The sequence below is a fragment of the Cellulomonas jepli genome (assembly GCF_047229345.1).
In the GTDB taxonomy this organism is placed as follows: domain Bacteria; phylum Actinomycetota; class Actinomycetes; order Actinomycetales; family Cellulomonadaceae; genus Cellulomonas_A.
Map to the genome: position 1 here is coordinate 1 of NZ_JBFTER010000015.1, position 23,379 is coordinate 23,379.

At 74.8% G+C, this 23,379-nt stretch carries 22 protein-coding genes and 1 pseudogene; 11 read left to right on the top strand and 12 right to left on the bottom strand.

All coding sequences use genetic code 11. The annotated features are described in order from the left end of the window. Both AB6N24_RS05540 and AB6N24_RS05545 read left to right on the top strand, forming a co-directional pair. Positions 1–495: pseudogene (locus AB6N24_RS05540) on the top strand (hypothetical protein); the annotation flags it as partial. After that, positions 488–2,182, top strand: coding sequence for a DNA repair helicase XPB (locus AB6N24_RS05545; RefSeq protein WP_412868426.1), 1,695 nt, complete (start codon positions 488–490; stop codon positions 2,180–2,182). The pseudogene AB6N24_RS05540 and the gene AB6N24_RS05545, both read left to right, overlap by 8 nt. A gap of 115 nt (positions 2,183–2,297) precedes the next feature. On the opposite strand, the gene AB6N24_RS05550 is transcribed toward AB6N24_RS05545, so the two are convergent. The 5 genes from AB6N24_RS05550 to AB6N24_RS05570 form a co-directional block, all read right to left on the bottom strand. Beyond that, on the bottom strand, positions 2,298–3,290 hold the full coding sequence (locus AB6N24_RS05550; protein ID WP_412868427.1) for an SRPBCC family protein: 993 nt from the start codon (positions 3,288–3,290) through the stop codon (positions 2,298–2,300). Then, positions 3,283–3,630, bottom strand: a complete 348-nt coding sequence (locus AB6N24_RS05555) for an ArsR/SmtB family transcription factor (protein WP_412868428.1) — start codon at positions 3,628–3,630, stop codon at positions 3,283–3,285. Before AB6N24_RS05555 ends, AB6N24_RS05550 begins: the two co-directional genes overlap by 8 nt. 31 nt (positions 3,631–3,661) lie before the next feature. Continuing rightward, on the bottom strand, positions 3,662–3,862 hold the full coding sequence (locus tag AB6N24_RS05560; RefSeq protein WP_412868429.1) for a hypothetical protein: 201 nt from the start codon (positions 3,860–3,862) through the stop codon (positions 3,662–3,664). Positions 3,863–3,926: 64 nt separating this feature from the next. Further along, positions 3,927–5,435, bottom strand: coding sequence for a HEAT repeat domain-containing protein (locus AB6N24_RS05565; RefSeq protein ID WP_412868430.1), 1,509 nt, complete (start codon positions 5,433–5,435; stop codon positions 3,927–3,929). Between the two features lie 129 nt (positions 5,436–5,564). After that, positions 5,565–6,344 (bottom strand): type 1 glutamine amidotransferase, encoded by a 780-nt coding sequence (locus AB6N24_RS05570; RefSeq protein ID WP_412868431.1) that lies wholly within the window; start codon positions 6,342–6,344, stop codon positions 5,565–5,567. Between the two features lie 274 nt (positions 6,345–6,618). Here AB6N24_RS05570 and AB6N24_RS05575 point away from each other — a divergent pair, with 274 nt between their 5' ends. From AB6N24_RS05575 to AB6N24_RS05615, 9 genes are all read left to right on the top strand, one after another. Beyond that, positions 6,619–8,649 (top strand): TPM domain-containing protein, encoded by a 2,031-nt coding sequence (locus tag AB6N24_RS05575; protein WP_412868432.1) that lies wholly within the window; start codon positions 6,619–6,621, stop codon positions 8,647–8,649. Positions 8,650–8,743: 94 nt separating this feature from the next. Then, complete coding sequence (locus AB6N24_RS05580) at positions 8,744–9,469, top strand: PspA/IM30 family protein (RefSeq protein WP_412868433.1); 726 nt, start codon at positions 8,744–8,746, stop codon at positions 9,467–9,469. 206 nt (positions 9,470–9,675) lie between these two features. Next, positions 9,676–10,410, top strand: coding sequence for a response regulator transcription factor (locus AB6N24_RS05585; protein ID WP_412868434.1), 735 nt, complete (start codon positions 9,676–9,678; stop codon positions 10,408–10,410). Continuing rightward, on the top strand, positions 10,407–12,215 hold the full coding sequence (locus AB6N24_RS05590; protein WP_412868435.1) for a sensor histidine kinase: 1,809 nt from the start codon (positions 10,407–10,409) through the stop codon (positions 12,213–12,215). The genes AB6N24_RS05585 and AB6N24_RS05590 overlap by 4 nt, the downstream gene beginning before the upstream one ends. Positions 12,216–12,295: 80 nt before the next feature. Continuing rightward, positions 12,296–13,114, top strand: a complete 819-nt coding sequence (locus AB6N24_RS05595) for an HD domain-containing protein (RefSeq protein WP_412868480.1) — start codon at positions 12,296–12,298, stop codon at positions 13,112–13,114. Positions 13,115–13,203: 89 nt separating this feature from the next. After that, complete coding sequence (locus AB6N24_RS05600) at positions 13,204–13,494, top strand: WXG100 family type VII secretion target (RefSeq protein ID WP_412868436.1); 291 nt, start codon at positions 13,204–13,206, stop codon at positions 13,492–13,494. Between the two features lie 182 nt (positions 13,495–13,676). After that, the gene (locus AB6N24_RS05605; protein WP_412868437.1) at positions 13,677–14,237 is read left to right on the top strand and encodes a GNAT family N-acetyltransferase; all 561 of its coding nucleotides are present in this window, start codon (positions 13,677–13,679) and stop codon (positions 14,235–14,237) included. An 87-nt stretch (positions 14,238–14,324) separates the two neighbouring features. After that, positions 14,325–14,957 carry a DUF6318 family protein gene (locus AB6N24_RS05610; RefSeq protein WP_412868438.1) on the top strand — a complete coding sequence of 211 codons (633 nt, stop codon included), beginning with the start codon at positions 14,325–14,327 and terminating at the stop codon, positions 14,955–14,957. Further along, the gene (locus AB6N24_RS05615) at positions 14,950–15,903 is read left to right on the top strand and encodes a hypothetical protein (RefSeq protein WP_412868439.1); all 954 of its coding nucleotides are present in this window, start codon (positions 14,950–14,952) and stop codon (positions 15,901–15,903) included. The genes AB6N24_RS05610 and AB6N24_RS05615 overlap by 8 nt, the downstream gene beginning before the upstream one ends. A gap of 170 nt (positions 15,904–16,073) precedes the next feature. Here the strand turns inward: AB6N24_RS05615 and ptsP are convergent, their stop codons facing one another. From ptsP to AB6N24_RS05650, 7 genes are all read right to left on the bottom strand, one after another. Beyond that, positions 16,074–17,750 (bottom strand): phosphoenolpyruvate--protein phosphotransferase, encoded by a 1,677-nt coding sequence (gene ptsP / locus AB6N24_RS05620; protein WP_412868440.1) that lies wholly within the window; start codon positions 17,748–17,750, stop codon positions 16,074–16,076. Then, entirely contained in the window at positions 17,747–18,022 is a 276-nt protein-coding gene (locus AB6N24_RS05625; protein ID WP_412868441.1) for an HPr family phosphocarrier protein, read from the bottom strand. Before AB6N24_RS05625 ends, ptsP begins: the two co-directional genes overlap by 4 nt. Positions 18,023–18,145: 123 nt before the next feature. Continuing rightward, positions 18,146–19,096, bottom strand: coding sequence for a 1-phosphofructokinase (gene pfkB, locus AB6N24_RS05630; RefSeq protein WP_412868442.1), 951 nt, complete (start codon positions 19,094–19,096; stop codon positions 18,146–18,148). A gap of 85 nt (positions 19,097–19,181) precedes the next feature. Further along, positions 19,182–19,619 (bottom strand): PTS mannitol transporter subunit IIA, encoded by a 438-nt coding sequence (locus AB6N24_RS05635; protein WP_412868443.1) that lies wholly within the window; start codon positions 19,617–19,619, stop codon positions 19,182–19,184. After that, positions 19,616–21,109, bottom strand: coding sequence for a PTS mannitol transporter subunit IIBC (locus AB6N24_RS05640; RefSeq protein WP_412868481.1), 1,494 nt, complete (start codon positions 21,107–21,109; stop codon positions 19,616–19,618). Before AB6N24_RS05640 ends, AB6N24_RS05635 begins: the two co-directional genes overlap by 4 nt. 251 nt (positions 21,110–21,360) lie before the next feature. Continuing rightward, complete coding sequence (locus AB6N24_RS05645) at positions 21,361–22,482, bottom strand: zinc-dependent dehydrogenase (RefSeq protein ID WP_412868444.1); 1,122 nt, start codon at positions 22,480–22,482, stop codon at positions 21,361–21,363. Beyond that, complete coding sequence (locus AB6N24_RS05650) at positions 22,479–23,240, bottom strand: DeoR/GlpR family DNA-binding transcription regulator (RefSeq protein WP_412868445.1); 762 nt, start codon at positions 23,238–23,240, stop codon at positions 22,479–22,481. Before AB6N24_RS05650 ends, AB6N24_RS05645 begins: the two co-directional genes overlap by 4 nt. Positions 23,241–23,379: the final 139 nt, after the last annotated feature.

Here is a 23,379-nt window from a genome sequence, read left to right on the forward strand (position 1 = left end):
GCGTCGGCCCGGCGCACCGACGGCCCGGGCGCCGACGGCCCGGGCGCCGGTGGCCCGACCGGCTCCGCGAACGGGACCACCTCCGGCACGGTGCCCCGTGCGTCGTCGGGCGCCTCGCCCACCGCCGCTGCGTCCACCAGCCACGCGCCGGCGACCGAGCCCGCGCCCGCCCCCGAGGGAACAGCCGACCCCGCGACCGCGTTGGGCATCTTGCGCGAGGCGGTCGCCGACCGGGCGCAGGTGTGGCTCGAGCTCGTCGACCACCACGGGGTCCCGCAGCGCCGGCTCGTGCGGCCGCTCCGGGTCGACGCAGGCCGCCTGCGTGCGGTGGACCCGGCGAGGGACGCCGAGCTGACCGTCGCGGTGCACCGCATCGCCTCCGTGACCCGGGTGCCGACCGCCCCCGAGCCACCCGCCGCCTCCGACCAGGCGGAGCACGACGAGCACGACCCGCCGGCCCCGCCCGGCACCCCGACCGAGGAGACGCATGACTGACGGCCCCCTGATCGTGCAGAGCGACAAGACGCTGCTGCTCGAGGTCGACCACGACCAGGCCGAGGCGTGCCGCCGGGCGATCGCGCCGTTCGCCGAGCTCGAGCGCGCGCCCGAGCACGTGCACACCTACCGGCTCACGCCGCTGGGCCTGTGGAACGCGCGCGCCGCCGGCCACGACGCCGAGCAGGTCGTCAACGTCCTGCTCGACTACTCGCGCTACCCGGTGCCGCACGCGCTCCTCGTCGACATCGCCGAGACCATGGCGCGCTACGGGCGGCTCCAGCTCATCCAGCACCCGGTGCACGGGCTCGTCCTGCACGCGCTCGACCGCGCCGTGATGGCCGAGGTGCTGCGCTCCAAGCGCACCGCCGGGCTCGTCGGGACGCGCATCGACGACACCGACGTCGTCGTCCACCCGAGCGAGCGCGGCCACCTCAAGCAGGTGCTGCTCAAGCTCGGCTGGCCCGCGGAGGACCTTGCGGGGTACGTCGACGGCGAGGCGCACGCGATCGCGCTCGACACCTTGGGCGAGTCGAACCTCGGCCCGGACGGCCAACCGAAGCCGTGGGACCTGCGCCCGTACCAGAAGCAGGCCGTCGAGGGGTTCTGGCACGGCGGCTCGGGCGTCGTCGTGCTCCCCTGCGGCGCGGGCAAGACGCTCGTCGGTGCCGGGGCCATGGCGCGCTCGCAGACGACGACGCTCATCCTCGTGACCAACACGGTCAGCGCGCGGCAGTGGCGCGACGAGCTGGTCAAGCGCACCACGCTCACCGCCGACGAGATCGGCGAGTACTCGGGCGCCCGCAAGGAGATCAAGCCCGTCACCATCGCCACGTACCAGGTGCTGACGACCAAGCGGAAGGGCGTCTACACGCACCTCGAGCTGCTCGACGCCCGCGACTGGGGCCTCGTGCTCTACGACGAGGTCCACCTGCTGCCCGCGCCGATCTTCCGCATGACCGCGGACCTGCAGGCGCGCCGCCGCCTCGGGCTGACCGCGACGCTCGTGCGCGAGGACGGCCGGGAGGACGAGGTGTTCAGCCTCATCGGCCCCAAGCGGTTCGACGCGCCGTGGAAGGACATCGAGGCGCAGGGCTACATCGCGCCCGCCGACTGCGTCGAGGTCCGCCTCACGCTGCCCGAGCGCGACCGCATGCTCTACGCGACCGCCGAGCCCGAGGACAAGTACCGCCTCGCGGCGACGGCCCCGGGCAAGAACCGGGTGGTCGAGCAGCTCGTCGCGAAGCACGAGGGCGAGCCGACGCTCGTGATCGGCCAGTACCTCGACCAGCTCGAGGAGCTCGCCGACCACATCCAGGCCGACGTCATCACGGGCGCGACCTCCGTCACCGAGCGGCAGCGCCTGTACGACGCCTTCCGCTCGGGCGAGATCACGAAGCTCGTGGTCAGCAAGGTCGCGAACTTCTCGATCGACCTGCCCGAGGCGTCGGTCGCGATCCAGGTGTCGGGGTCGTTCGGCTCCCGCCAGGAGGAGGCGCAGCGGCTCGGCCGGCTCCTGCGGCCCAAGGGCGACGGGCGGACGGCGCACTTCTACGCGGTCGTCGCGCGCGACACGGTCGACCAGGACTTCGCGGCGCACCGCCAGCGCTTCCTCGCGGAGCAGGGCTACGCGTACACGATCCTCGACGCCGAGGACCTCGCGGCGGGCGAGCCCGCGGCGGACTGACGCCGCTCGGGCTGCCGGGCGCGGCCGCCCCGGTGCAACCGCACCGGGGCGGACGCGCGTCACCGCTGCCGCGCGTCACCGCCTCCCGCACCTCACCGCTGCCGCGCCACCGCTCTCACCCTCCGGCGCGCGCTCCGGCGACGCTCGCGACCAGCTTGTCGAGGGTCTGCTCGAGGCCGGCGAGGGACATCTGCTGGGGCACCTCGGACGTGTAGCCGTGCTCGGTGACGGTCAGGCGCGTGAGGCCCGAGGGCAGCGCCTCGAACGTCAGCACGTGCGGCACCGGCACCGGGATGCCCGGCGGGAGGCCGAGCTCCGTGGGGTCGACGACCCGGCCCGTCGCGTCGCAGAACTCGAGCGCGAAGTCGAGCCGGTGCGGGGCGTCGACGGCCGAGTACGTCCACAGGTTGTGCATGTCCTGCCCGTCGGGCGACCGCATCGTCACCCGCGACGAGCCGCCGACCCGCACGTCCATGACGGCCTCGGGGCACGTCCAGCCCGCCGGCCCCCACCAGGCCCGGACGCCCTCGGGCTCGGTCCAGGCGGCCCAGACCCGCTCGAGCGGCGCGTCGACCGTGCGGCTCGCGACGACGTCGAGCGGCGGCGACGCGTGCGCCGGTGCCGCCGGTGCCGACGCCCGCCGCACCACGGCGTCGAGCCGGTCCGTCGCGTCCCGGATCCCGGACTCCATGTCGGTCGGCACCCACCCGTCACGGTCCTCGACGGACTGGAACAGCACCACGCTCGTGAGGGTCGTCGCGCCGTCGTGCTCGGCGAAGGTGTCGGTCGTGAGCTGGAGGTAGCCGGGGCCGCCCTGCTCGAGCTCGAAGGTCGCGACGATGCGCTCCCCCGGCACGACGTCGTGGTAGACGCCGCGGAACGCGTACTCGGTGCCGTCGGTGCGGTGGGTCGTCACGAAGCGCCAGCTGCCACCCCGGCGCACGTCCATCTCGTCGACGCGGGTGTCGAACCGGGAGCCGCCCCACCACGCGGGGACGCGCACGGGGTCGGTGTACGTGGCCCAGACCAGGTCGGCGGGTGCGTCGAACGTCCTGCGGATGACGAGGTCCTGCCGGCCGGGCTCGACGATCAGCTCGGTGTCAGTCATGGTCTGCCCCTGTCGTGTCGCTCTTCAGTCGTCGGATCTCGCGGTCGAGCAGGTCGAGCCGCTCGGCGAAGGCGTTCCGGTACCGGTCGAGCCACTCCGACGCGGTGTCGAGCTGCGCCGGCTCGAGCCGGCACGGTCGCCACTGCGCCTCGCGGCTGCGGCTGATGAGGCCCGCCTGCTCGAGGACCTTGAGGTGCTTGGACACGGCGGGGAGCGTCAGGTCGAACGGCTCGGCGAGCTGGTTGACGGTCGCCTCCCCCTCGGCGAGCCGGGCGAGGATCGCGCGGCGCACCGGGCTGGCGAGCGCGGCGAACGTCTGACTGAGCGGATCGGTGGGCACGACCCCACTATACCGCTCGGTTAATTATCTACTATGGAAAGTACGCGCGCTGCGTCCCGTGTGTCAACGGTCCCGGACGCGGGACGACCGCCTCGGCGCGCGCACGACCTGCCCGCGCCGCCCGAGGAGTCAGGGCGCGTCGCCCCCGCTGGTCGAGCAGGGCGGCGGGCCACACGCGCTCCGGGGGCGCGTCGAACGTGCGGCGTGCGACCACGTCCAGCAGGTCGACCATGACGACTCCCTCGTTCCCCGGACCCACGTGCCGGGCGCGGGTTCGGCGCGTGCGCGCGTCCGCGTCACGACCGCGGACCGGGACCAGCACCTCCGGACAGCTGCCCGGGACCGGGCTCCCTGCTGCACCCGAACCCGGCGTGGAACGAGAGCACGCGCCGCTGCGACTCCCCGACCGGAGCCCGCGCGAGGAGCTCGGCGATGCGCGCCCGCTGCTCGTCGGGCAGCACCGCCCAGGTCGTGGCCGCGCCGTGCTCGAGCCAGGCCCGGATCCCCCGGAGCCCTGCCCCGGCGAGCGCGGGGTCGGCGTCGGTCGCTGCGCGCAGGTCGGCCTCGACCCGGTGCCAGCTCCCCCGCCCGCGGCTCAGCCGCCACGCGGCCCGCCGGCTCCACGGTTGCGGGGACGCCCACGCGGCTTCCCCGACCGCCGTCGGCGCGCCGAGCCGGCCAAGCGCCCGTGCTGCGGCGAGCGCGACGCGGGCGCCCGTGTCGAGCAGAAGCGGCCGGAGCATCGTCACCGCCTCGGCGCGCCCCGTCCGCCGCGCGACACCGTCGACCGCTGCCGCACGGACGCGCGCGCTGTCGTGGCGCAGCGCGGTCACGAGGAGGTCGAGGTCACGGGCGTCGCCCACGGCGGTCAGGCCGTCGACGCACGCCACGACGCTCCGTGCCGGCACGTCGGGTCCAGCGACGATCGCGCGGTAGCGGCCGGCGACGTCGATACCCCGTGTCGTCGCACGACGCCGCGCGAGGTCGCGCACGCGCGGCGCTGCGTCTGTCAGCAGGGCGAGCACCTCACGGTCCGCCAGCGCCTCGTCCGGGAGGTGCGTGAGGGCCACGAGCCGCACGTCGGCCGCGCGCGACGTCAGCAGGGGGCGCAGCCGGGCGGCGTCCGCGAGCTCGGCGAGCCACCGGGCGAACGCCCGGCGCACCCACTGGTCGCGCTCGACCGCGATGTCGGCGAGGAGCCGGTCCACGGACAGGTCGCCCTGCTCGTGCGCGAGGGCCAGCGCCCACCGTCGGGCCCGCGGGCGGTCCGCCTGCTGCAGGGCAGACGCCAGACCCGTCGACGCACCGGCGTCGACGAGCGAGCGGACGAGCACCAGGGTCTCGGGTGCGCGCCACCGCCGACGCGCCGCGAGGACGACGTCGATCACCGCTGCGACGTCGGCGGGGTCTCGCCTGCGCAGCAGCCCGCGCTCGGCCTCCTGCCGGACCTGCGGCGCGTGGTCGAGCAGCCGGGCCGCGAGCGCGAGCGACGCGAGCGGTCCCTCGACGTCTGCGAGCGCCCGGGTCGCCCGCTGCCGGACCCGGCCGTCCGTGTGCATGCTCGTGACGGCCGCGACGAAGCCGCTCGGCTCTGCGAGCGACGGACCGAGCCAGTCCGCGGCCCCGGACACCGCTGCCCCCTGCTCGGGCTGCCACGCGCGCGCCGCCTGGTCGAGCAGCAACCACGCACGACCGTCGAGGGCGGCGAGCCCCGGCGCCTCGGCGGCCCAGGCGTCGCGATCCCCGTGCGTCGCCGCGGCGGCGAGCCGCACGACACGTGCCCGGGCCTGCAGGAAGTCCTTCATGGCCGCCATCCTGTCGCCCCGCCCCGCGGGCGTCGCCGTCTTTCGCCGCGCGCCGCGACGAGACGCGCCAGACGCGCGCACCCCCGGCCCACGAGGGACCGGGGGTGCGCGACCTGCGTGCGGGGACGGTCAGACGAGCTCGGGCATCGTGTCGGCACGCTCGTTGACGAGCGCCGCGAACGCCTGCGCGACGGCCCGGCCGCCCGCGGCGACGTCCTCCGCACGGCGCGCGTACTCGGCGCGCACGGCGTCCACGTCCACGTCGTCGTGCGTCGCGGCCCACGCGGCGAGCAGCTCCGGGCCCGCCTCGGGGTGGAACTGCACACCCCAGGCCGAGCCGACGCGGAACGCCTGGTACGGGTACGTGGCGGACGACGCGAGCCAGGTGGCACCGCGCGGCAGGTCGACGACGGCGTCCGCGTGCATGCTCGGCTGCGGGGTCGTGCGCCGGTCGTCGGCGAGGTCGAGGTCCTGGAGCCCGTCGAGGATCGGGTCGCCGACGGCCTCGGGGCGCCACTGGACGTCGATCACGCCGGCCTCGCGCCCGGGAGGGGCCGCGACCTGGAGGCGGCCGCCGCGCGCGACCGCGAGGAGCTGCGCGCCGAGGCAGATGCCGAGCGTCGGGACGCCCGAGGTCGACGCGTCCGCGAGCAGCGCCCGGACGGCGGGGAGCCACGGGGCGACCTGGTCGTCGACGGCCGACATCTGGCCGCCGAGGACGACGAGACCGTCGCCCACCTCGTCGGCGGAGGCCGGGACGCTCTCGCCCGCGTACGCGTGGACGGTCCGCAGCTCGACACCGGTCAGCCACTCGGTGAAGCGGTCGAGCGGGACGTCCGGGCTGTTCTGGATGACGGTGACGACACGGGCGCCAGAAGTGGCGGGGACACCGGGAGTCTGGTAGGTCACGGCGCGACGGTACTCCCGGCCTCCGCCGGAACGTAAACCCGCACGTCATGCGGTGCACCGATCGTGTGACCCGGCTCACGGGCGCCCGGCTTGCCCGGCTTCGTCCGGGCGCGGGGCCGCGGCTGCGCGGTGGTGGCCCCCGCGGGTGGACTCCCCGCCGGGGTGCGTGGGGTCCGCGCAGGTCGTCGACCGGCTCCCGACCAGCACCGACACCTCCGGGCGAACCGGCGGGCCCACGTTTGCACGCCCGCGTCGCCCGGTCGAGGATCGACGGGTGAGCCACCCCCGCGTCCCGGCCCCGTCCGCCCCCACGTCCGTGCTCACCCGTGCGACGCCCGCCTCCCGGTTCACCCGGGCGGCCGTCGCCGTCGCCGTGCTGCTCACGTCCCTCGGGATCGCGCTGCCCGCCGCCGCGGTCGAGCCGCTGGACGTGCCGGGCCAGATCACCGACCAGGTCGGTGCGCTCGACGGCAGCACCGCGGAGGTCCAGGCGAGCCTGGACCGCCTGTCCGACGACACGGCCTACGACCTCTTCGTCGTCTACGTCGAGGACTTCTCGGGGCGCGACGGCGAGCAGTGGGCGCGCGAGACGGCGGTCGCGTCGGGCCTCGGCGCCGAGGACGTGATCCTCGCGGTCGCGGTCGGCGAGCGCCGCTACGGCATGTGGGTGCAGAGCGCGGGCGAGATCACCGAGGAGGAGGCCACGAGCGTCCGGGTGGACCTCGTCGAGCCGCGCCTGGCGGAGGACGACTGGGCCGGCGCGGCGATCGCCGCCGCGGACGGGCTGCGCGACGCCGCGCTCGGGACCGGCACCGCGGCGTCCGGCGGTGGCGGCGGCTTCGGCACGCTGCTGGTGGTCGGCCTCGTCGTGCTGCTCGTGGTCCTCGTGGTCCGGTCGCTGCTGCGCCGCAGGAAGGGCGCCGGCCAGGCCGGTGCGCAGCCCGCCGGCGCCGCGCCGCAGGGGCTCGCCGCGCTGCCGACCCCCGAGCTGAACCGCCGCGCGAGCCAGGCGCTCGTCGCGATCGACGACGCGCTCACGACCTCGGCGCAGGAGCTCGGGTTCGCGCAGGCGCAGTTCGGGCTGGAGGCCACCCGCCGGTTCGGCGCCGCGCTCGAGGAGGCGCGGGCGCGGGTGTCCGAGGCGTTCCGGTGGCGCCAGCAGCTCGACGACTCGACGCCCGAGACCGAGCCCCAGGCGCGGCAGATCATGATCGCGATCATCGAGACGTGCCAGGTCGCCGCCGACACCCTCGACGCGCACACCGAGGAGTTCGAGCAGATGCGCGACCTGCAGGCGCGCGCCCCCGAGGTGCTCGACGACGCCGAGCAGCGCGCGACCGAGGTGGCCGCCCGCGTCGAGCCCGCGCGGGCGACCGTCGCACAGCTCGCGACCACGTACCCGGCCGCGGCGCTCGCGTCGGTCACCCCGAACCCCGACCAGGCGGCCGCCCTGCTCACCGGGGCCCACGAGTCCGTCGCGCGGGGTCGCGAGACCCTGGTGGCCGACGACCGCGGTGCCGCCGTCGGCGCCGCCCGCGCCGCCCAGGACGCCGTCGCGCAGGCCGTCACGCTGCTCGACGCGGTCGAGCGCGCCGGCCAGGACCTCGCCCGGGCGGGCGCCGACCTCACCGCCGCCATCGCCTCGATCAGCGCGGACTTCGCCGACGCCGACCGCCTCGCGCCGCGCGAGCCCGCGGTGCAGGCCGCCGTCCAGGTGGGCCGGGCGGCGGCCGCGGCGGCGGAGGCGGCCCGCTCGGGCGGCGACCCGCTCGCCGCGCTGCGGGACGTGCGTGCCGCCGAGGCGCGGCTCGACGAGACCCTCGAGCCGTTCCGCGAGCGCGCCGAGCACGACGCCCGGGCGCGCGCGCAGCTCGACGACCTCCTCGGTCGGCTCGCCTCGCACATCCGCGCGGTGCACGACTACATCGAGACCCGCCGCGGCGCCGTCGGCCCCGAGGCCCGCACCCGGCTCTCGGAGGCCGCCCGGCTCGCGCAGCAGGCGCACCGCGACGCCGCGACCGACGCGACGGGCGCGCTCGCGCTCGCGCACCGGGCCGGCGAGCTCGCGGGCGAGGCCCAGCAGCTCGCGCAGCTCGACGTGCAGGACTGGGAGGACCAGCGCCGCCAGCGTTCCGGGTACGGCGGGCTCGGCGGTGGCGGCTCGAACGTCGGCGGCATGGTGCTCGGCGGGATCCTGCTCGACTCGCTCCTGCGCGGTGGCGGCGGCGGCTTCGGCGGAGGGGGCTTCGGCGGGGGTGGTGGCGGAGGCGACGGCGGGGGCTTCGGCGGGGGCGGGCGCTTCTGACAGAGCCCCTCGACCGACCGCAGGACACGGACGACGCAGGAGCAGGCGCGACGACGGCCCACCCGGGCGCGTCGCACGACGAGAGGGACGCACGATGACCGAGAAGCAGACGATCCTGGGCCGCATCACGACGCTGGCCCGCGCCAACATCAACTCGATGCTCGACCGGGCCGAGGACCCCGCGAAGATGATCGACCAGCTGATCCGCGACTACACGAACAACATCGCCGAGGCCGAGGAGGCGGTCGCGCAGACGATCGGCAACCTGCGCCTCGCGGAGGCGGACCACCGCGAGGACGTCGCGTCGGCGGCGAGCTGGGGCCAGAAGGCGCTCGCCGCGTCCTCGAAGGCCGACCAGCTCCGCACGAGCGGCGACACCGCGGGCGCCGACAAGTTCGACAACCTCGCCAAGGTCGCGCTCGGCAAGCAGATCGCCGCGGAGCAGGAAGCCAAGGACGCCGAGCCGCTCATCGCGTCGCAGACGGAGACGGTCGAGAAGCTCAAGGCCGGGCTCGCCGCCTCGAAGGAGCGCCTCGCGGACCTCAGGAACCGCCGCGACAACCTCGTCGCGCGGCAGAAGAGCGCCCAGGCGCAGTCGCAGCTGCAGGACGCGCTCGGCTCGATCAACGTGCTCGACCCGACGAGCGAGCTCTCGCGCTTCGAGGACAAGGTGCGCCGCGAGGAGGCCCGCGTCCAGGGCCACGCCGAGCTCGCCGCGTCGTCGATCGACGCGCAGTTCGAGGAGCTCGAGGCGTCGGGCCAGAACCTCGAGGTCGAGGCCCGGCTCGCCGCGCTCAAGCGCGGGTCCGCCCCGGCCTGACGCACCGCCGCTCCCCCGCCGACGCCCGCGCGTCCGGACGCTCCCGCAGCGACCGGGCCGCGGGCGTCGGCGTGCCCGACGAGGTGCCGGACGCGCAGGTTCCCCGGCTCGTCCCCGCGGACGGGCCGGTGCGCTCACCGACGTGCGCCACGCCGTCCGCAGCGTCCTCCCAGGCCGCTCCCAGCCCCGCGACGCACACTGAGGGCATGACGGGGACCCCTGTGCAGCCCGAGGCGCGCCTGCTCGTCGTCGACGACGAGCCGAACATCCGCGAGCTGCTCGCGACGTCGCTGCGCTTCGCGGGCTTCGAGGTCCACGCCGCGGCCGACGGCGCCTCCGCGCTGCGGCTCGCGCGGCAGGTCGAGCCGGACCTCGTCGTCCTCGACGTGATGCTCCCCGACATGGACGGCTTCACCGTGACGCGGCGGCTGCGCGAGAAGGGGCAGCACGTCCCCGTGCTCTTCCTGACGGCGCGCGACGACACGTCGGACAAGGTCACGGGCCTGACGGTCGGCGGCGACGACTACGTGACCAAGCCGTTCAGCCTCGAGGAGGTCGTCGCGCGGATCCGTGCGGTGCTGCGCCGGACCCACCCGGGCGACGCCGACGAGTCGAGCATCCTGCGCGTCGGCGACCTCGAGCTCGACGAGGACAGCCACGAGGTGCGCCGCGCCGGCCAGGTCGTCGACCTCTCGCCGACCGAGTTCAAGCTGCTGCGGTACCTCATGCTCAACCCGGGCCGGGTCCTGTCGAAGTCGCAGATCCTCGACCACGTGTGGCAGTACGACTGGGGCGGCGACGCCAACATCGTCGAGTCCTACATCTCCTACCTGCGTCGCAAGGTGGACCAGGTGACCGGGCCCGGCGGCCAGCCCGTCGAGCCCCTCATCCAGACCAAGCGCGGCGTCGGGTACCTGCTGCGCCGCGTCGCGAACCCGTGAGCGCGACGCCCGCCGGCGCTCCTGCTCCCGACCGGCAGGACGCCGCCGACGAGCCGCGGGACTCGGTGCGCGGCCCTGCGGCGGACGAGCCGGCCACCGGTCCGACGCCCAGCGCAGGGCGCGAGTCCGGGGCGGCGCCGAGCGCCGGGCGGGCGACCGGACCTGCGCCGGCGGAGAGCGACGGACCGACGGCGGGCGACGCCGCGCCCTCCCGCGCCGCCCTCCTGGCCGACCGTGCCCGCGGCGCGTGGGCCGGCGTCCCGCTCCGCGCGCGACTGGTCGGGATCATCACGGCCCTGCTCGCGGTCGGCCTGCTCATCGCCGGGCTGACGACCGCGACCCTGCTCGAGCGCTACCTCGTCGGGCAGGTCGACCGGCGCCTCGAGACGGAGGCCGCGTACCTCGCGCAGCGCGAGGCCGACAGCCTGTTCGGCGACAGCCGCCCCGGCGACTCCTCGTTCGTGCCGACCGACTACGTGCTCGTGGTGACGGACGTGCTCGGCGGCCGCAAGACGTCCGGCCGGGACACGACGTACCGGGAGTACGGCGTCCCCGCACCGCCGGACCTGACGCCCGCCGAGGCGCGCGCGACCGACCGCCGGCCGTTCGACGTCCCGAGCAACCGCCCGGGGTCGTCGTGGCGCTTCGTCGCCTTCTCGATGTCGAGCGGCGGCGAGCCCATCGGCACGGTCAGCGTCGGCCTGCCGCTCGGCGACGTCCAGCGCACGGTCAAGCGCATCACGCTCCTGCTGCTCACGAGCGGGCTCGGCATCGTCGTGCTCGGTGCGCTCGCCGGCAGCTGGGCGGTCCGGCGGTCGCTGCGCCCCCTGCGCGAGATCGAGTCGACCGCCGCGTCGATCGCCGCGGGCGACCTGTCCCGCCGCGTCCCGACCGCTCCGGAGACCACCGAGGTCGGCCGGCTAGGGGCGGCCCTCAACGGGATGCTCGCGCAGATCGAGAAGGCGTTCGCGGACCGCACGGCGTCCGAGGCGCGCATGCGGCGGTTCGTGGCGGACGCCTCGCACGAGCTGCGCACCCCGCTCGCGGCGATCCGCGGGTACGGCGAGCTGTACCGGATGGGCGCACTCACCGAGAAGGACCAGGTCGACGACACGTTCCGGCGCGTCGAGGAGTCCGCGACCCGGATGGGCGGGCTCGTCGAGGACCTGCTCGCGCTCGCCCGGCTCGACGACGGCCGACCGATGCGCCTCGACGACGTCGACCTCGCGGTCCTCGCCGCCGACGCGCTGAGCGACCTGCACGCGCTCGACCCGTCGCGCGCGACCGCCCTGCTCGGCCCGGACGGCGCCCCGCTGCGCTCGTGCGTCGTGGCGGGCGACGAGCGGATGCTGCGCCAGGTCGTGTCGAACCTCGTCGGGAACGTCGTGCAGCACACCCCGGCGGGGACCCCCGTCGAGCTGTCCGTGGGGGTCGTCGCCGACCGCCCGGGCGAGGGGGTGCTCGAGGTGCGCGACCACGGGCCCGGCATCGACCCGGAGCACGCGGCGCGCGTCTTCGAGCGGTTCTACCGGGTCGACGCGAGCCGCTCGCGCGGCGGCACGGCAGGGGGTGGCACGGGCGGCGGCGCGGGGCTCGGCATGGCGATCGTCGCGGCGATCGTCACGGCGCACCGCGGCGACGTGAGCCTCACGCAGACCCCGGGCGGCGGGACGACCGTGCGGGTGGCCCTCCCCCTCGCGAGGCCGGGGCACGTCGAGGACGAGGCCGCGGACGACGCCGACGAGGCAGGCACGGAGGTCGACGACACCCGTACGACGGTCGCCTCAGCCGAGGATGAACTCTGACCTCGACGCGTAGGTGCTCGCGCGGCACCGTGGTTACGATGTCGGGTCCGAAGCAAGGGTCACCGTTCGTGAGGCTGGTCATGGGCGTCTACGACGCACCGCAGTGGTTGCTCTCCGCGTTCGTCCGCAGCGCACTCGGGGCCGGGGCCACCGCTCCGCCCGAGGAGATCAAGGCAGCAGGGGTCGCCCTGGTGGACCGCTGGTCCGCCAAGGGACGCGACTTCCACAACCTCAAGCACCTCGTGGACGTCCTCGCCCGGGTCGACGAGCTCGCGGCCGAGACCCACGAGCCGGACCTCGTGCGGCTCGCAGCCTGGTACCACGGGGCGATCTTCGACTCGGCGGACGCCGCCGCGTACGCGAACCGGGGCGGCGAGGACGAGCTCGCGAGCGCGCGCCTCGCGCTCGAGGAGCTCACGGCGCTCGGGGTGTCCGAGAAGCGCGCCCGCCGCGTGCACGACCTCGTGGTAGCGCTCCGACGCCACAACACCGACGCGTCCGACTTCGACTGCGCCGTCCTGTGCGACGCCGACCTCGCGATGCTGGCCGCGGAGCCGCAGCGCTACAAGTCCTACCTGCACGACATCCGCGCCGAGTACGCGCACCTGCCCGTCGAGCACTACGTGCGGGCCCGCGTGAACATCGTCCGCAAGCTCCTCGGCCGCACGAGCCTCTTCGTCAGCCCGCTCGGGGCGGCGTGGGAGGAGGCCGCGCGCCAGAACCTCGGCGCCGAGCTGCAGCGGCTCGAGAAGGAGCTCGCGAAGATCGACGCGGCGAACGCGGAGTCGGGCACGGCCTCCTCGGACGGGCACGAGACGGTGGCCGACGAGAACGCCACGGAGCCGGCCGCAGACGCGCAGACCTCGCTCGCCGCTCAGCCGCCCACAGCCCGCCGCTGACGCGCGGCGCCGACGACCTCCGCGACCGGGCACTCGACCGCGCCGACGCCTGCGTAGCGTCCGGACCTCCACGAGCACAGGAGGACGAGATGAGCAGGTACGAGGTCGACAGCGCGCTGGTCGCCCAGGCTGCGGCCGGGGTCCAGGCCCGTACGGCGGCGGTCCGCAGCGAGGTCGCGGCCATGCAGCGCCAGCTCGCCGAGCTGCAGGGCGCCTGGCGCGGCGGTGCCGCCACTGCGTTCGCCGGCGTCATGACCGAGTGGTCCGCGACGCAGGCCCGCGTCGAGCAGTCGCTCGACCACATCACCGCGGCGCTCTCCGCCGCCGCGCGCACGTACTCCGACGCGGAGGACCAGGCGTCGCGGCTGTTCCTCCGCTGACGTCGCGGCGGCTCGCCGGCTGGCACGGCCGCACCGCATGCCGGTCGCGGCGGCGGCGCAGCACGGCGGTCGCGGCGGCGGCGCGGCACGGCGGTCGCGGCGGTCGCGCGGCCGCGCTTCATCGCGGTCGCGGCGGTCGCGCGGCTGCTGACACGGTGGTGGAGCGGCGGGAGGATGCACCGGTGCCTCCCGCCCTCCACCCCCCGGCCCTTCGGCTCCCGCGCATCGCGAACGACACGCTCACGCTGCGCGCGTTCGAGGACCGCGACGCGCCCGCCGTCATGTCAGCGTCCACCGACCCGTTGATCCCCCTGATCACCACCGTGCCGCCCGCGTGCGGCCTGGCCGGAGCGCTCGCGTTCGTCGGCCGGCAGCACGAGCGGGCCGCGACCGGCACCGGGTACTCGCTCGCGATCGCCCTGGCGCGCGACGACCGGGCCGTCGGTCAGATCGGGCTGTGGCCCGGGCAGGACGGGCGCGCGAGCGTCGGCTACTGGGTCGAGCCCGGGAGCCGCGGGCTCGGCGTCGCCACAGGAGCCCTGCGGCTGCTGAGCGCCTGGGGCCTGCAGCTCCCGGGCGTCGAGCGCCTCGAGCTCTACGTCGAGCCGTGGAACGAGGGCTCGTGGCGGGCCGCCGAACGCGCCGGGTACCAGCGCGAGGGACTGCTGCGCAGCTGGCAGACCGTGGGCGACGAGCGCCGGGACATGCTGATGTACTCGCTGCTGCCCACCGACGACGTCTGACATCGGCGCCTGTCCACAGATGGCGGCTGTCCACAGATGTCGGACCGGCCGTGACCGGCTCGCCCCGGTTTCGCTAGGTTCGCGGACATGCCTTCGCCTCGTGCGGCCGACGACGCCCGCCGCCCTGCTCGACGCCGTGACCGGTACCGTCCGGTGCGCGCCGCGGCGGGGGCGGTGGCGGTCCTGGCGGCGCTGCTGACCGGGTGCACCGGCGAGCCGACCGCCGAGCCGAGCCCGACGCGCACCGCGACGGCGAGCCCGACAGCGTCGCCGACACCCACCCCGACCACCACACCTGAGCCGGAGCGGCCTGCGGCGATGGACGACCCGGGCGTCGACGGGGCGGTCGCCGCGGCGACGTACTTCTTGTCCTTGTATCCCTACGTTCACGCCACGGGGGATCTCGCTGCCTGGAAGGCGATGAGCCACCCGGAGTGCGGCTTTTGCGCGAGTGTGACCGAGGGCGTCTCGGCGATGCACGCCCTCGGGAACAAGCAGACCGGGGGCGTCTTCACGGTTCGATCGAGCCAGCCGACGGAAGTGGAGGCAGCAAGATTTTTCGCGGTCGTGCTCGACGTCGAGCAGGCGGAGTCCGTCGAGACTGACGAACGCGGCACAGTCACTTCCACGGTCCCGGGCGGGCGCTACACAATGACGATCCTTGTCATCCGTGAGGGCGACGCCTGGCTCATTCGAGCTAGTGAGGCGAAGAGTGCGTGAGCGGGCGTGGGACACGCTCGGCCGCGCTGGCGTCATTGCAGCAGCAACGCTGCTGACCTGCTGCGTCGGCGTCGCTCCAGCAGCATCGGACGGTAAGCCCGGCGGCGTTGACGGCTATCTGCAAGACGATGTCGCACAGGTATGGAACGAGGCGGCCGAAGACACGATGCGATCGGATCTCGGCGGCGGAGCGAACGACGGCGCCGCTTCCCTCGTGCAGTACCAGCGCGGCCGTCAGTGCAACGTCGGTAACGCCACGCCCATCACCGAGCTGACTGCGCCGTGCCCGGACGCGGACGGATACGTCGACCCACCGCTCTGCGGTGACGGCGTCGCGCACCTCGAAGCACTGTGGCGCAGGAACCGGGACGCTCCGACGAGCATCAGCTGGGAACCGTGGACCTTCGTCGCTCCGGCGATCTGCCCCCAGGACGTGCTCCCGGAGTTCACCGCCGAGGACTTCCGCCGCTTGCCCCTCACCCCGTCCCCGGTCACCCCACAACCCCCGAACCCGCACCTGCTCACCGGACTCGGCCTCGTCGTGCACACCACCGCCGACCCCCAAGACCACCCCACCACCCTCCTGGGCTTCCCCCTCACCGTGCGCGCCACCCCCACCGAGTACACCTGGGACTTCGGCGACGGCACCCGCACCACCACCACCCACCCCGGCACCCCCTACCCGACCGGCCACGACCACCACCCCGGTGACCCCGTCTACCCCCACGGCGTCATCGGCCACCCCTACCCACACCTGGGCACCTACACCCCCACCCTCACCACCACCTGGACCGGCCAGTACCTCCTCGCCGGAACCACCGACTGGCGCCCCATCGACGGCACCGCCACCACCACCACCGCCCTGCCCACCGTCACCATCCACGACGCCACCAGCCACCTCGTCGCCGACAACTGCCACACCAACCCCCACGGCCCCGGCTGCTGACCACGCACGTGAACGACGAACCCGGCCGCCGGTGGGGACGACCGGCGCCGAACGGCGAACGACGCGGCCGCCGGGGGTCCGGCGACCGCGTCCTAGGTCGTGCGCCACGCGACGTGGGTGCTGCGTTGTGCGCCGCGAGTCCCGCGCTGTCCGCACGTGGGCGCCAGACCTCAGAGCGCCAGGATCTCCCGCACCTCCGGGTCCACCTCCGCGAGGCACGCGGCCCGTGCGTCGGCTGCGGTGCGAGCCGCCCGGGCCACCTTCGCCAGAGCGCGGCAGGCGTCGAGCGAGTGCCGGCTGAGGGCGAAGCGAACCCCGGGGACGGCGGCGGGCGACATCGACAGGCTCGTGACGCCCATGCCGGTGAGGACCAGCGCCATGAGCGGGTCGGCCGCCGATTCGCCGCAGACGCCCACGGGCTTCCCGGCGGAGGTGCCTGCCGCGGCGGCGGTCGCCACGAGGTCGAGCACCGCGGGCTGCCACGGGTCGAGCAGGTCGACGAGCTCACCGAGGAGCCGGTCGGTCGCCATCGTGTACTGCGCGAGGTCGTTGGTGCCGATCGAGATGAAGTCGACCTCGGCGAGCAGGTCGGCGGCCCGCAGCGCCGCGGACGGCACCTCGACCATGACCCCGACGGTGCGGACCCCGGCGTCCCGCGCGAGCGCCGCGAACTGGGCTGCCTCCTCGACGGTCGCGACCATGGGCGCCATGACCCACGGCTCGCCGCCGGTGCTCTCGGCCGCGCGCGCGACGGCCCGGAGCTGGGTGAGCAGCAGGTCCTCGGCGGCCCGCACGAGGCGGAAGCCGCGGACACCGAGCGCCGGGTTCTCCTCGCCGTCGCGGGTGACGAACGCGAGCGGCTTGTCGGCGCCCGCGTCGAGCGTGCGGATGACGACCTTGCGGCCCTCGAGCCCTCGCAGCGCCCGGGCGTACTGCTCGGCCTGCTCGTCCTCGGTGGGCGCGGTGGTCCGGCCCAGGTAGAGGACCTCGGTGCGGAACAGCCCGACGCCCTCGACGGCTGCGCCGGTCAGCCGCTCGGCGTCCTCCGCGGTGCCGATGTTGGCGAGGAGCGCGACGCCGTGGCCGTCGGAGGTGCGGCCGGCGTCGGTCGTCTCGGCGAGGGTCGCGAGGCCGCGCCGGCGCACCTCGACCCGGGCGCGGACCTCGTCGTCGGGGTCGACGACGATCGTGCCGGCCGCGGCGTCGACGGCGACGACCGTGCCGTCGGTCAGCGCGGAGGCGCCGACGACCCGCACGACGCACGGGATCCCGAGCTGCCCGGCGATGATCGCGGTGTGCCCGGTCGGGCCGCCGCGCTCGATGACGATCGCGAGCACCTTGTCGAGCTCGAGGGCGGCGGTGTCGGCGGGCGAGAGGTCGTCGGCGACGACGACCGCGGGCTCGGTGAGCGCCGGCACGCCCGGCTCCGGCTGACCGGTGAGCAGCGCGACGACGCGGTCGCGCACGCTGAGCAGGTCCGTGACGCGCTCGGCGAGGTAGCCGCCGGCCTGCGTGAACAGGTCGACGAACTCGGCGACGGCCCGGTCCACGGCGAACGGCGCGGACTGCCCGGCGTCGATCCGGACGGCGACCTGGTCGGTGAGCTCGGTGTCGCGCGCCATCGCGGCCGTCGCGGTGAGGACGTTCGCGACCGTCCCGCTCGACCGCTCGGCGCGGGCCTCGAGCGTGTCGGCGACGGACGCGAACGCCGCGACGACCGACGCCGTCGCGGCCGCACGGTCCTCCTCGGCCGGGGCCGACGCGTCCACCACCGGCGCGGCGTGGGCGCGCGCGACCGGGCCGACCACCGCGCCGCGGCCGACGCCGGCTCCCCGCAGCGTGGTCACTCCGCCACCGCGTCCAGGTCGGAGGCGAGCATCTCCGCGAGCCCGTCGAGCGCCGCGTCGGCGCCCTCGCCCTCGGCGGTCAGCGTGACCTCCTCGCCGAACTTGGCGCCGAGGGTCATGACGCGCAGGATGCTCGACGCGTCGACCGGCGTGCCGCCGTTCTTGGCGATGAGCACCTTGGTGCCCGTCGCGGCGGCGGCGGTCGTGAAGAGCTTCGCGGGCCGCGCATGCAGGCCGACCTTCGATCCGATGGTGACGGTGCGCTGGGACATCGGGAGTTCCTCTCTGGGTGCCGCCGCGACGGTGCGGCGGGCGGGGTAGGGCGAGCGGGGTGCGGCGGGCGGGGTGCGGCACCCGGGGTACGGCGGGCGGGTGCGGCGGACAGGACGCGGGTGTCACAGCTCCTTGAGCGCGACGTCCGGGTGGGGAGACTCGACGACGCGGACCTCGTGGAGGCGCACGTCGGCGGGCGTGGGCACGGCGGTGCCCGGGAGCAGGACGGCGGCGCGCCCCCAGGCGACGGCGGTCGCGAGCCGGGTCGCGGGCTCCTCGTCGACCGCCGCGAGGAAGCCCGCGAGGGTCGCGTCGCCGGCCCCGACCGTCGAGGCGGGCACGAGCGGCGCACCGCCGGCCCACCAGACGGACGTCGCGTCGACGAGCAGCGCCCCGTGCGCCCCGAGGCTCACGAGCACCTGCCGCGTGCCCCGCCCGACGACGGACCGGGCGGCGTCGACCACGTCGCCGACCACCACCATCTCCTGCCCCACGAGCGCGCCGAGCTCCTCGTCGTTGGGCTTGACGACGTCGAGCCCGCCCGACCCGACGGCGGCGACGAGCGGCTCCCCCGACGTGTCGAGCGCGCACGGGACGCCGTGCCGCCCGGCGAGGGCCGCGAGCCGGACGAAGAAGTCCGCCCCCGCGCCGGCGGGCAGGCTCCCGGCGCCCACGACGAGCCGCGCACCGGCGGAGACCTCGGCCTCGACCGCGTCGAGCAGCGCCGTGACGTCGTCGTGTCCGAGCGCCGGCCCGGGGGCGTTGACCTTGGTCGTGACGCCCGTGCGCTCGACGAGCGTGATGTTCGACCGGGTCTCCCCGGTCACCGGCACGGCGTGCGCGGGCACGCCCTGCTCCTCGAGCAGCCGGACCAGGAGCTCGCCGTCGGGGCCGCCGGCCGGGAGGACCGCCCGGGTCGGGTACCCGTGAGCCACGAGCGCCCGCGACACGTTGATGCCCTTGCCGCCCGCGTGCACGTGAGTCTCGTGCGCCCGGTTGACCTCGCCCACCGCGAGGTGGTCCAGGTCCAGCGCACGATCGACGCTGGGGTTGGGGGTGACCGTGACGATCATCGGTGTCTCCTGGTTGCTGTCCGGGTGCGGCGGGTCGGGGCGACGGCCCTCGGTGGCGTCGTGCGCACCACCGAGGGCCGCGCCCTCACTCCTCGTTCACCTGCTGGAGGACGGCGTACAGATCGGCCGCGGTCGGCGCGTCGAGCACGCGCTGGACCTGCTCCGTGTCGGCGAAGACGAGCGCGATCCTCGACAGGATCTCCAGGTGCTCGTCCCCGACCCCGGCGATGCCGACGACGACGCGGACGGGTTCGCCGTCCCACTCGACCGGCTCGTCGTAGCGCACGAGGCACAGCGCCGAGCGCGTGATGGTGCTCTTCGCCTCCTCGGTGCCGTGGGGGATGGCGAGGAAGTTGCCCATGTACGTGGACATGGACCGCTCGCGCTCGAGCATCGCGTCGACGTACGCCGGCTCGACGGCACCGGCCCGGACGAGCACCGCGCCCGCCTCCCGGACGGCGTCGGCCTTGCCGGCGGCGGAGGCCGCGAGGACGACGTCCCCGGGCGCGAGGATCTCGGTCATGCCGTCGCCCCTTCGCTGTCGGTGGAGAGCTCGCGCACGATGTCGTCGTACACGGGGCTCGAGAGGAAGTTCTCGACCGAGAGGTGGCGCGCGGTCGGCGCGTGGCCCCGGGCCCGGTCGGTGAGCTCACGGTGCGTGATCACGAGGTCGGCGGAGTCGTCGAGCTTCGCGACCGCGCGGTTCACCACGGTGACGTCGGTGCGGCCGGCCTTCTTGAGCTTGTCCCGCAGGATGCTCGCTCCCATCGCGGACGAGCCCATGCCCGCGTCGCACGCGAACACGATGGAGCGGACGGGCCGCGCCGCGCCGGTCGCGGTGGCACCGTCGCCGCCGGCGAGCACCTCGAGCGCCTCGAGCGCCGAGCTCGACTTCCCCTTGTTGGCCTCGGTCTGCGCGATCGCGGCCTGCAGGTCCCCGCCGCCGCTCGCCAGGTCCCGCTTGCGCGAGGCCCGCAGGATGATCGCGGCGATGAGGAACGTGACGACGAACGACAGGACGACCGACAGCGTCACGCCGAGGAACGAGCCGCGGGCGGTCGTCGCGTACACGGCGAAGATCGACCCCGGGGCGGCCGGCCCGCGCAGACCGCTGCCGAACGCGGCGTTCGTGGCGACACCGGTCGCACCGCCGGCGATCGCGGCGATGATGAGCGCCGGCTTCATGAGGACGAACGGGAAGTAGACCTCGTGGATGCCGCCGAAGAACTGGATGATGGCGGCACCCGGCGCGCTGCTCCTCGCCATGCCGAGCCCGAAGAACGTGTACGCCATGAGGATCCCGAGCCCGGGGCCGGGGTTGGCCTCGACGAGGAACAGCAGCGACTTCCCGGTCTCCGCGACCTCCTGCGCCCCGAGCGGCACGAGCGCGCCGTTGCCGATGGCGTTGTTGAGGAAGAGCACCTTGGCCGGCTCGACGATGATGCTCATGACGGGCAGCAGGCCGTTGTCGGCGAGCCAGCCCACACCGTCCCCCAGCCACTCGGAGACTCGCGTGATGAGCGGCGCGAACCCGAAGAACGCGACGACCGCCATGGCCGCGCCGGCGATGCCCGCGGCGAACATGTTGACGAGCATCTCGAAGCCGGCCCGGATCTTGCCCTCCCAGAGGGAGTCGATCTTCTTCATGACCCACGCCGAGAGCGGGCCGACGATCATCGCGCCCAGGAACATCGGGATGGTGCTGCCCGTGATCATGCCGATCGCGACGATCGACGCCACGACGGCGCCGCGCTCGCCGTAGACCACCCGGCCGCCGGCGTTCGCGATGAGCAGCGGCAGGAGGTAGGTGATCATCGGCCCGACGAGTCCCACGTACTGGCGGAACGTGGTGCCGTCCTCGGCCTGGGCGAGCGCGGTGGCGGCGCCCTGCCAGCTCATGACGTCGGCGTTGCCGAACCCACCGAGGATCCCGTTGGGCCACCAGCCCACGGCGATGAACAGGGTGGTGATCAGTCCCCAGGCCAGGAAGGCCGGGAGGTTGGGCATGATCATGCTGCTGGCGAAGGCGCCGAACTTCTGGAGCTTGACCTGGATGGCCTTGCCCCGGGTGGCGGTGCCGGCGGCCGGTGCCGTCGTAGCGGACACGGGCTCACACTCCCATCGTGATGGTGCGCGTCCGGGCGTCGGTGCCCGGGGCGGCGCTGATCGTCGTTGACCTTGTCTCGCCCCTGCGCCCGGCCCGCCGCGTGGCGGGCCGGGACCTCACTGGTCGCCGGCCGGAGGGTGGTGGCCGGCGTCGTGCGTCACGGCTCGACCGTGACCTTGATGCCAGCGCCCGACCGCACGATCTCGATGCCCTCGACGATCTGGTCGAGCGGCAGGCGGTGGGTGATGAGATCCGCGACGGGCACGCTGCCGTCGGCGATGTAGGCGAGCGCCTGGCGGTTGTGCGCCGGGCTCGACCCGTTGGCGCCCACGATCGTGAGCTCCTTGTAGTGCACGAGGTTCGAGTCGAGCGTGATCGTCGGCTTGTCCTTGGGCAGCCCGCCGAAGAAGCTGATGCGACCCTGCGGCGCGAGCATGAGCAGCCCCTGCTCCTGCGCGGCGCCCGACGCGGCGGCGGTGATGACGACCGTCGCGCCCTTGCCGTCGAAGAACGCCTTCACGGCCTCGACCGGGTCCTCCTCTGCCGAGCACACGGCCAGGTCGGGCTGGACGACGGCCGACGCGAGGTCGAGCCGCGACCGGCTCAGCTCGACGAGCACGACCCGCTTGGCGCCGCGGGCACGGGCCAGGCGCACGTGCAGGCAGCCGATCGGGCCCGAGCCGACGACGACGACGTCGTCACCCTCGTGCACGTCCACGATCTCCTGGGCGTTGATCGCGCACGCGAACGGCTCCGCGACGCTGGCCTCCGCGAACGAGACGTTCTCGGGGATCCGGTTGAGGCCGTCGACCGCGAGGACCTCCTTGGGGACGATCGTGTACGGGGCGAAGCCGCCCTCGAAGTCGTAGCCCATCGAGACCTGGTTGGGGCAGATCGTCTCGGCGCCCGCGGCGCAGAAGTCGCAGCGGCCGCACGGGATCGCGGCGATGACCTGGACGCGGTCCCCCGGGGCCCAGCCCTCGACGCCGTCGCCGACCTCGACGACCTCGCCCGCGATCTCGTGGCCCATGATGCGCGGCGGCACGATGCGCTGGTGGCCGGCGGTCGAGATCTTGACGTCCGTGCCGCACATCGAGCAGGCGCGTACGCGGAGCTTGACCTCGCCGGGACCGACCTGCGGCTCCGGCGCGTCCTCGAGGCGGACGTCGCCGGGGGCGTAGAAGCGGAAGACGTTCATCGTTCTCCTTCGTGTGACGTCCGCGGACGTCGTGGTGGGGTCGGTCGCCGGGGGCGCCGACGGACCGGCGGCGGCGCTCATGCGCGCACCACCCGGGGTCCGGCGGCCTCGATCTCCTCGGCGAGGTCGGGCTCGAGCTGGGAGTCGGTGATGAGGGTGTCGACGGCGGACAGCGGCGCGACCTGCGCGAAGTCGACGCGGCCGAACTTGGTGTGGTCGGTGAGGACGACGGTGCGGCGCGCGGCAGCGACGAGGGCGCGCTTGACCCGGGCCTCGACGAGGTCGGGGGTCGTGAGGCCGCGCTCCGTCGTGATGCCGTTGGTGCCGAGGAACGCGACGTCCGCGTAGACGTCGGCCATCGCGCTCTCGGCCCAGGGGCCGACGGCGGCGAGGGTGCGCCCGCGGACCGTGCCACCGAGCAGGTGCAGCGTGATGTGGGGGCGGGCCGCGAGCAGCATCGCGACGGGCAGGCTGTGCGTGACGACGGTGAGCTCCCGCTCGGCGGGCAGCATCTCGGCGAGGCGGATGGTCGTGGTGCCGGCGTCGAGGATGATCGAGCCGCCGTCCGGCAGCTCGTCGAGCGCGGCCTTGGCGATGCGCTCCTTCTGGCCGGCCATGCGGGACTCGCGGTCCGCGACGGCGGGCTCGATGCCCAGCCGCTCGACCGGGATGGCCCCGCCGTGCACCCGGCGCAGGAGGCCGCGCCGCTCGAGCGCGGTCAGGTCGCGGCGCACCGTCTCCGGCGTGACGTCCAGCGCGTCCGCGAGGTCCTTGACCTCCGCCCGGCCGTCACGGCGTGCCCAGGCCAGGATCTCCTGCTGACGCTCCGTCGCGTACACGAGTGCCCCTCACAGCGGTGTGCGATGGTCCGTTTCCGCCGGATCCATCTGTGTAAGGGCTTGTCTAGTTCCGTTTGAGCCCGAAGTCAACATCCGATCCACTCCGTTTCGGCTTGGCTCTGCCCGGTTGAGTGGCTCG

Excerpts from the sequence above, each read along its gene's own strand:
- AB6N24_RS05545 (WP_412868426.1), top strand. The coding sequence starts at position 488 with ATGACTGACGGCCCCCTGATCGTGCAGAGCGACAAGACGCTGCTGCTC.
- AB6N24_RS05550 (WP_412868427.1), bottom strand. The coding sequence starts at position 3,290 with ATGACTGACACCGAGCTGATCGTCGAGCCCGGCCGGCAGGACCTCGTC.
- AB6N24_RS05560 (WP_412868429.1), bottom strand. The coding sequence starts at position 3,862 with ATGGTCGACCTGCTGGACGTGGTCGCACGCCGCACGTTCGACGCGCCC.
- AB6N24_RS05565 (WP_412868430.1), bottom strand. The coding sequence starts at position 5,435 with ATGAAGGACTTCCTGCAGGCCCGGGCACGTGTCGTGCGGCTCGCCGCC.
- AB6N24_RS05580 (WP_412868433.1), top strand. The coding sequence starts at position 8,744 with ATGACCGAGAAGCAGACGATCCTGGGCCGCATCACGACGCTGGCCCGC.
- AB6N24_RS05585 (WP_412868434.1), top strand. The coding sequence starts at position 9,676 with ATGACGGGGACCCCTGTGCAGCCCGAGGCGCGCCTGCTCGTCGTCGAC.
- AB6N24_RS05595 (WP_412868480.1), top strand. The coding sequence starts at position 12,296 with ATGGGCGTCTACGACGCACCGCAGTGGTTGCTCTCCGCGTTCGTCCGC.
- AB6N24_RS05600 (WP_412868436.1), top strand. The coding sequence starts at position 13,204 with ATGAGCAGGTACGAGGTCGACAGCGCGCTGGTCGCCCAGGCTGCGGCC.
- AB6N24_RS05610 (WP_412868438.1), top strand. The coding sequence starts at position 14,325 with ATGCCTTCGCCTCGTGCGGCCGACGACGCCCGCCGCCCTGCTCGACGC.
- AB6N24_RS05625 (WP_412868441.1), bottom strand. The coding sequence starts at position 18,022 with ATGTCCCAGCGCACCGTCACCATCGGATCGAAGGTCGGCCTGCATGCG.
- pfkB (WP_412868442.1), bottom strand. The coding sequence starts at position 19,096 with ATGATCGTCACGGTCACCCCCAACCCCAGCGTCGATCGTGCGCTGGAC.
- AB6N24_RS05635 (WP_412868443.1), bottom strand. The coding sequence starts at position 19,619 with ATGACCGAGATCCTCGCGCCCGGGGACGTCGTCCTCGCGGCCTCCGCC.
- AB6N24_RS05640 (WP_412868481.1), bottom strand. The coding sequence starts at position 21,109 with ATGATCATGCCCAACCTCCCGGCCTTCCTGGCCTGGGGACTGATCACC.
- AB6N24_RS05645 (WP_412868444.1), bottom strand. The coding sequence starts at position 22,482 with ATGAGCGCCGCCGCCGGTCCGTCGGCGCCCCCGGCGACCGACCCCACC.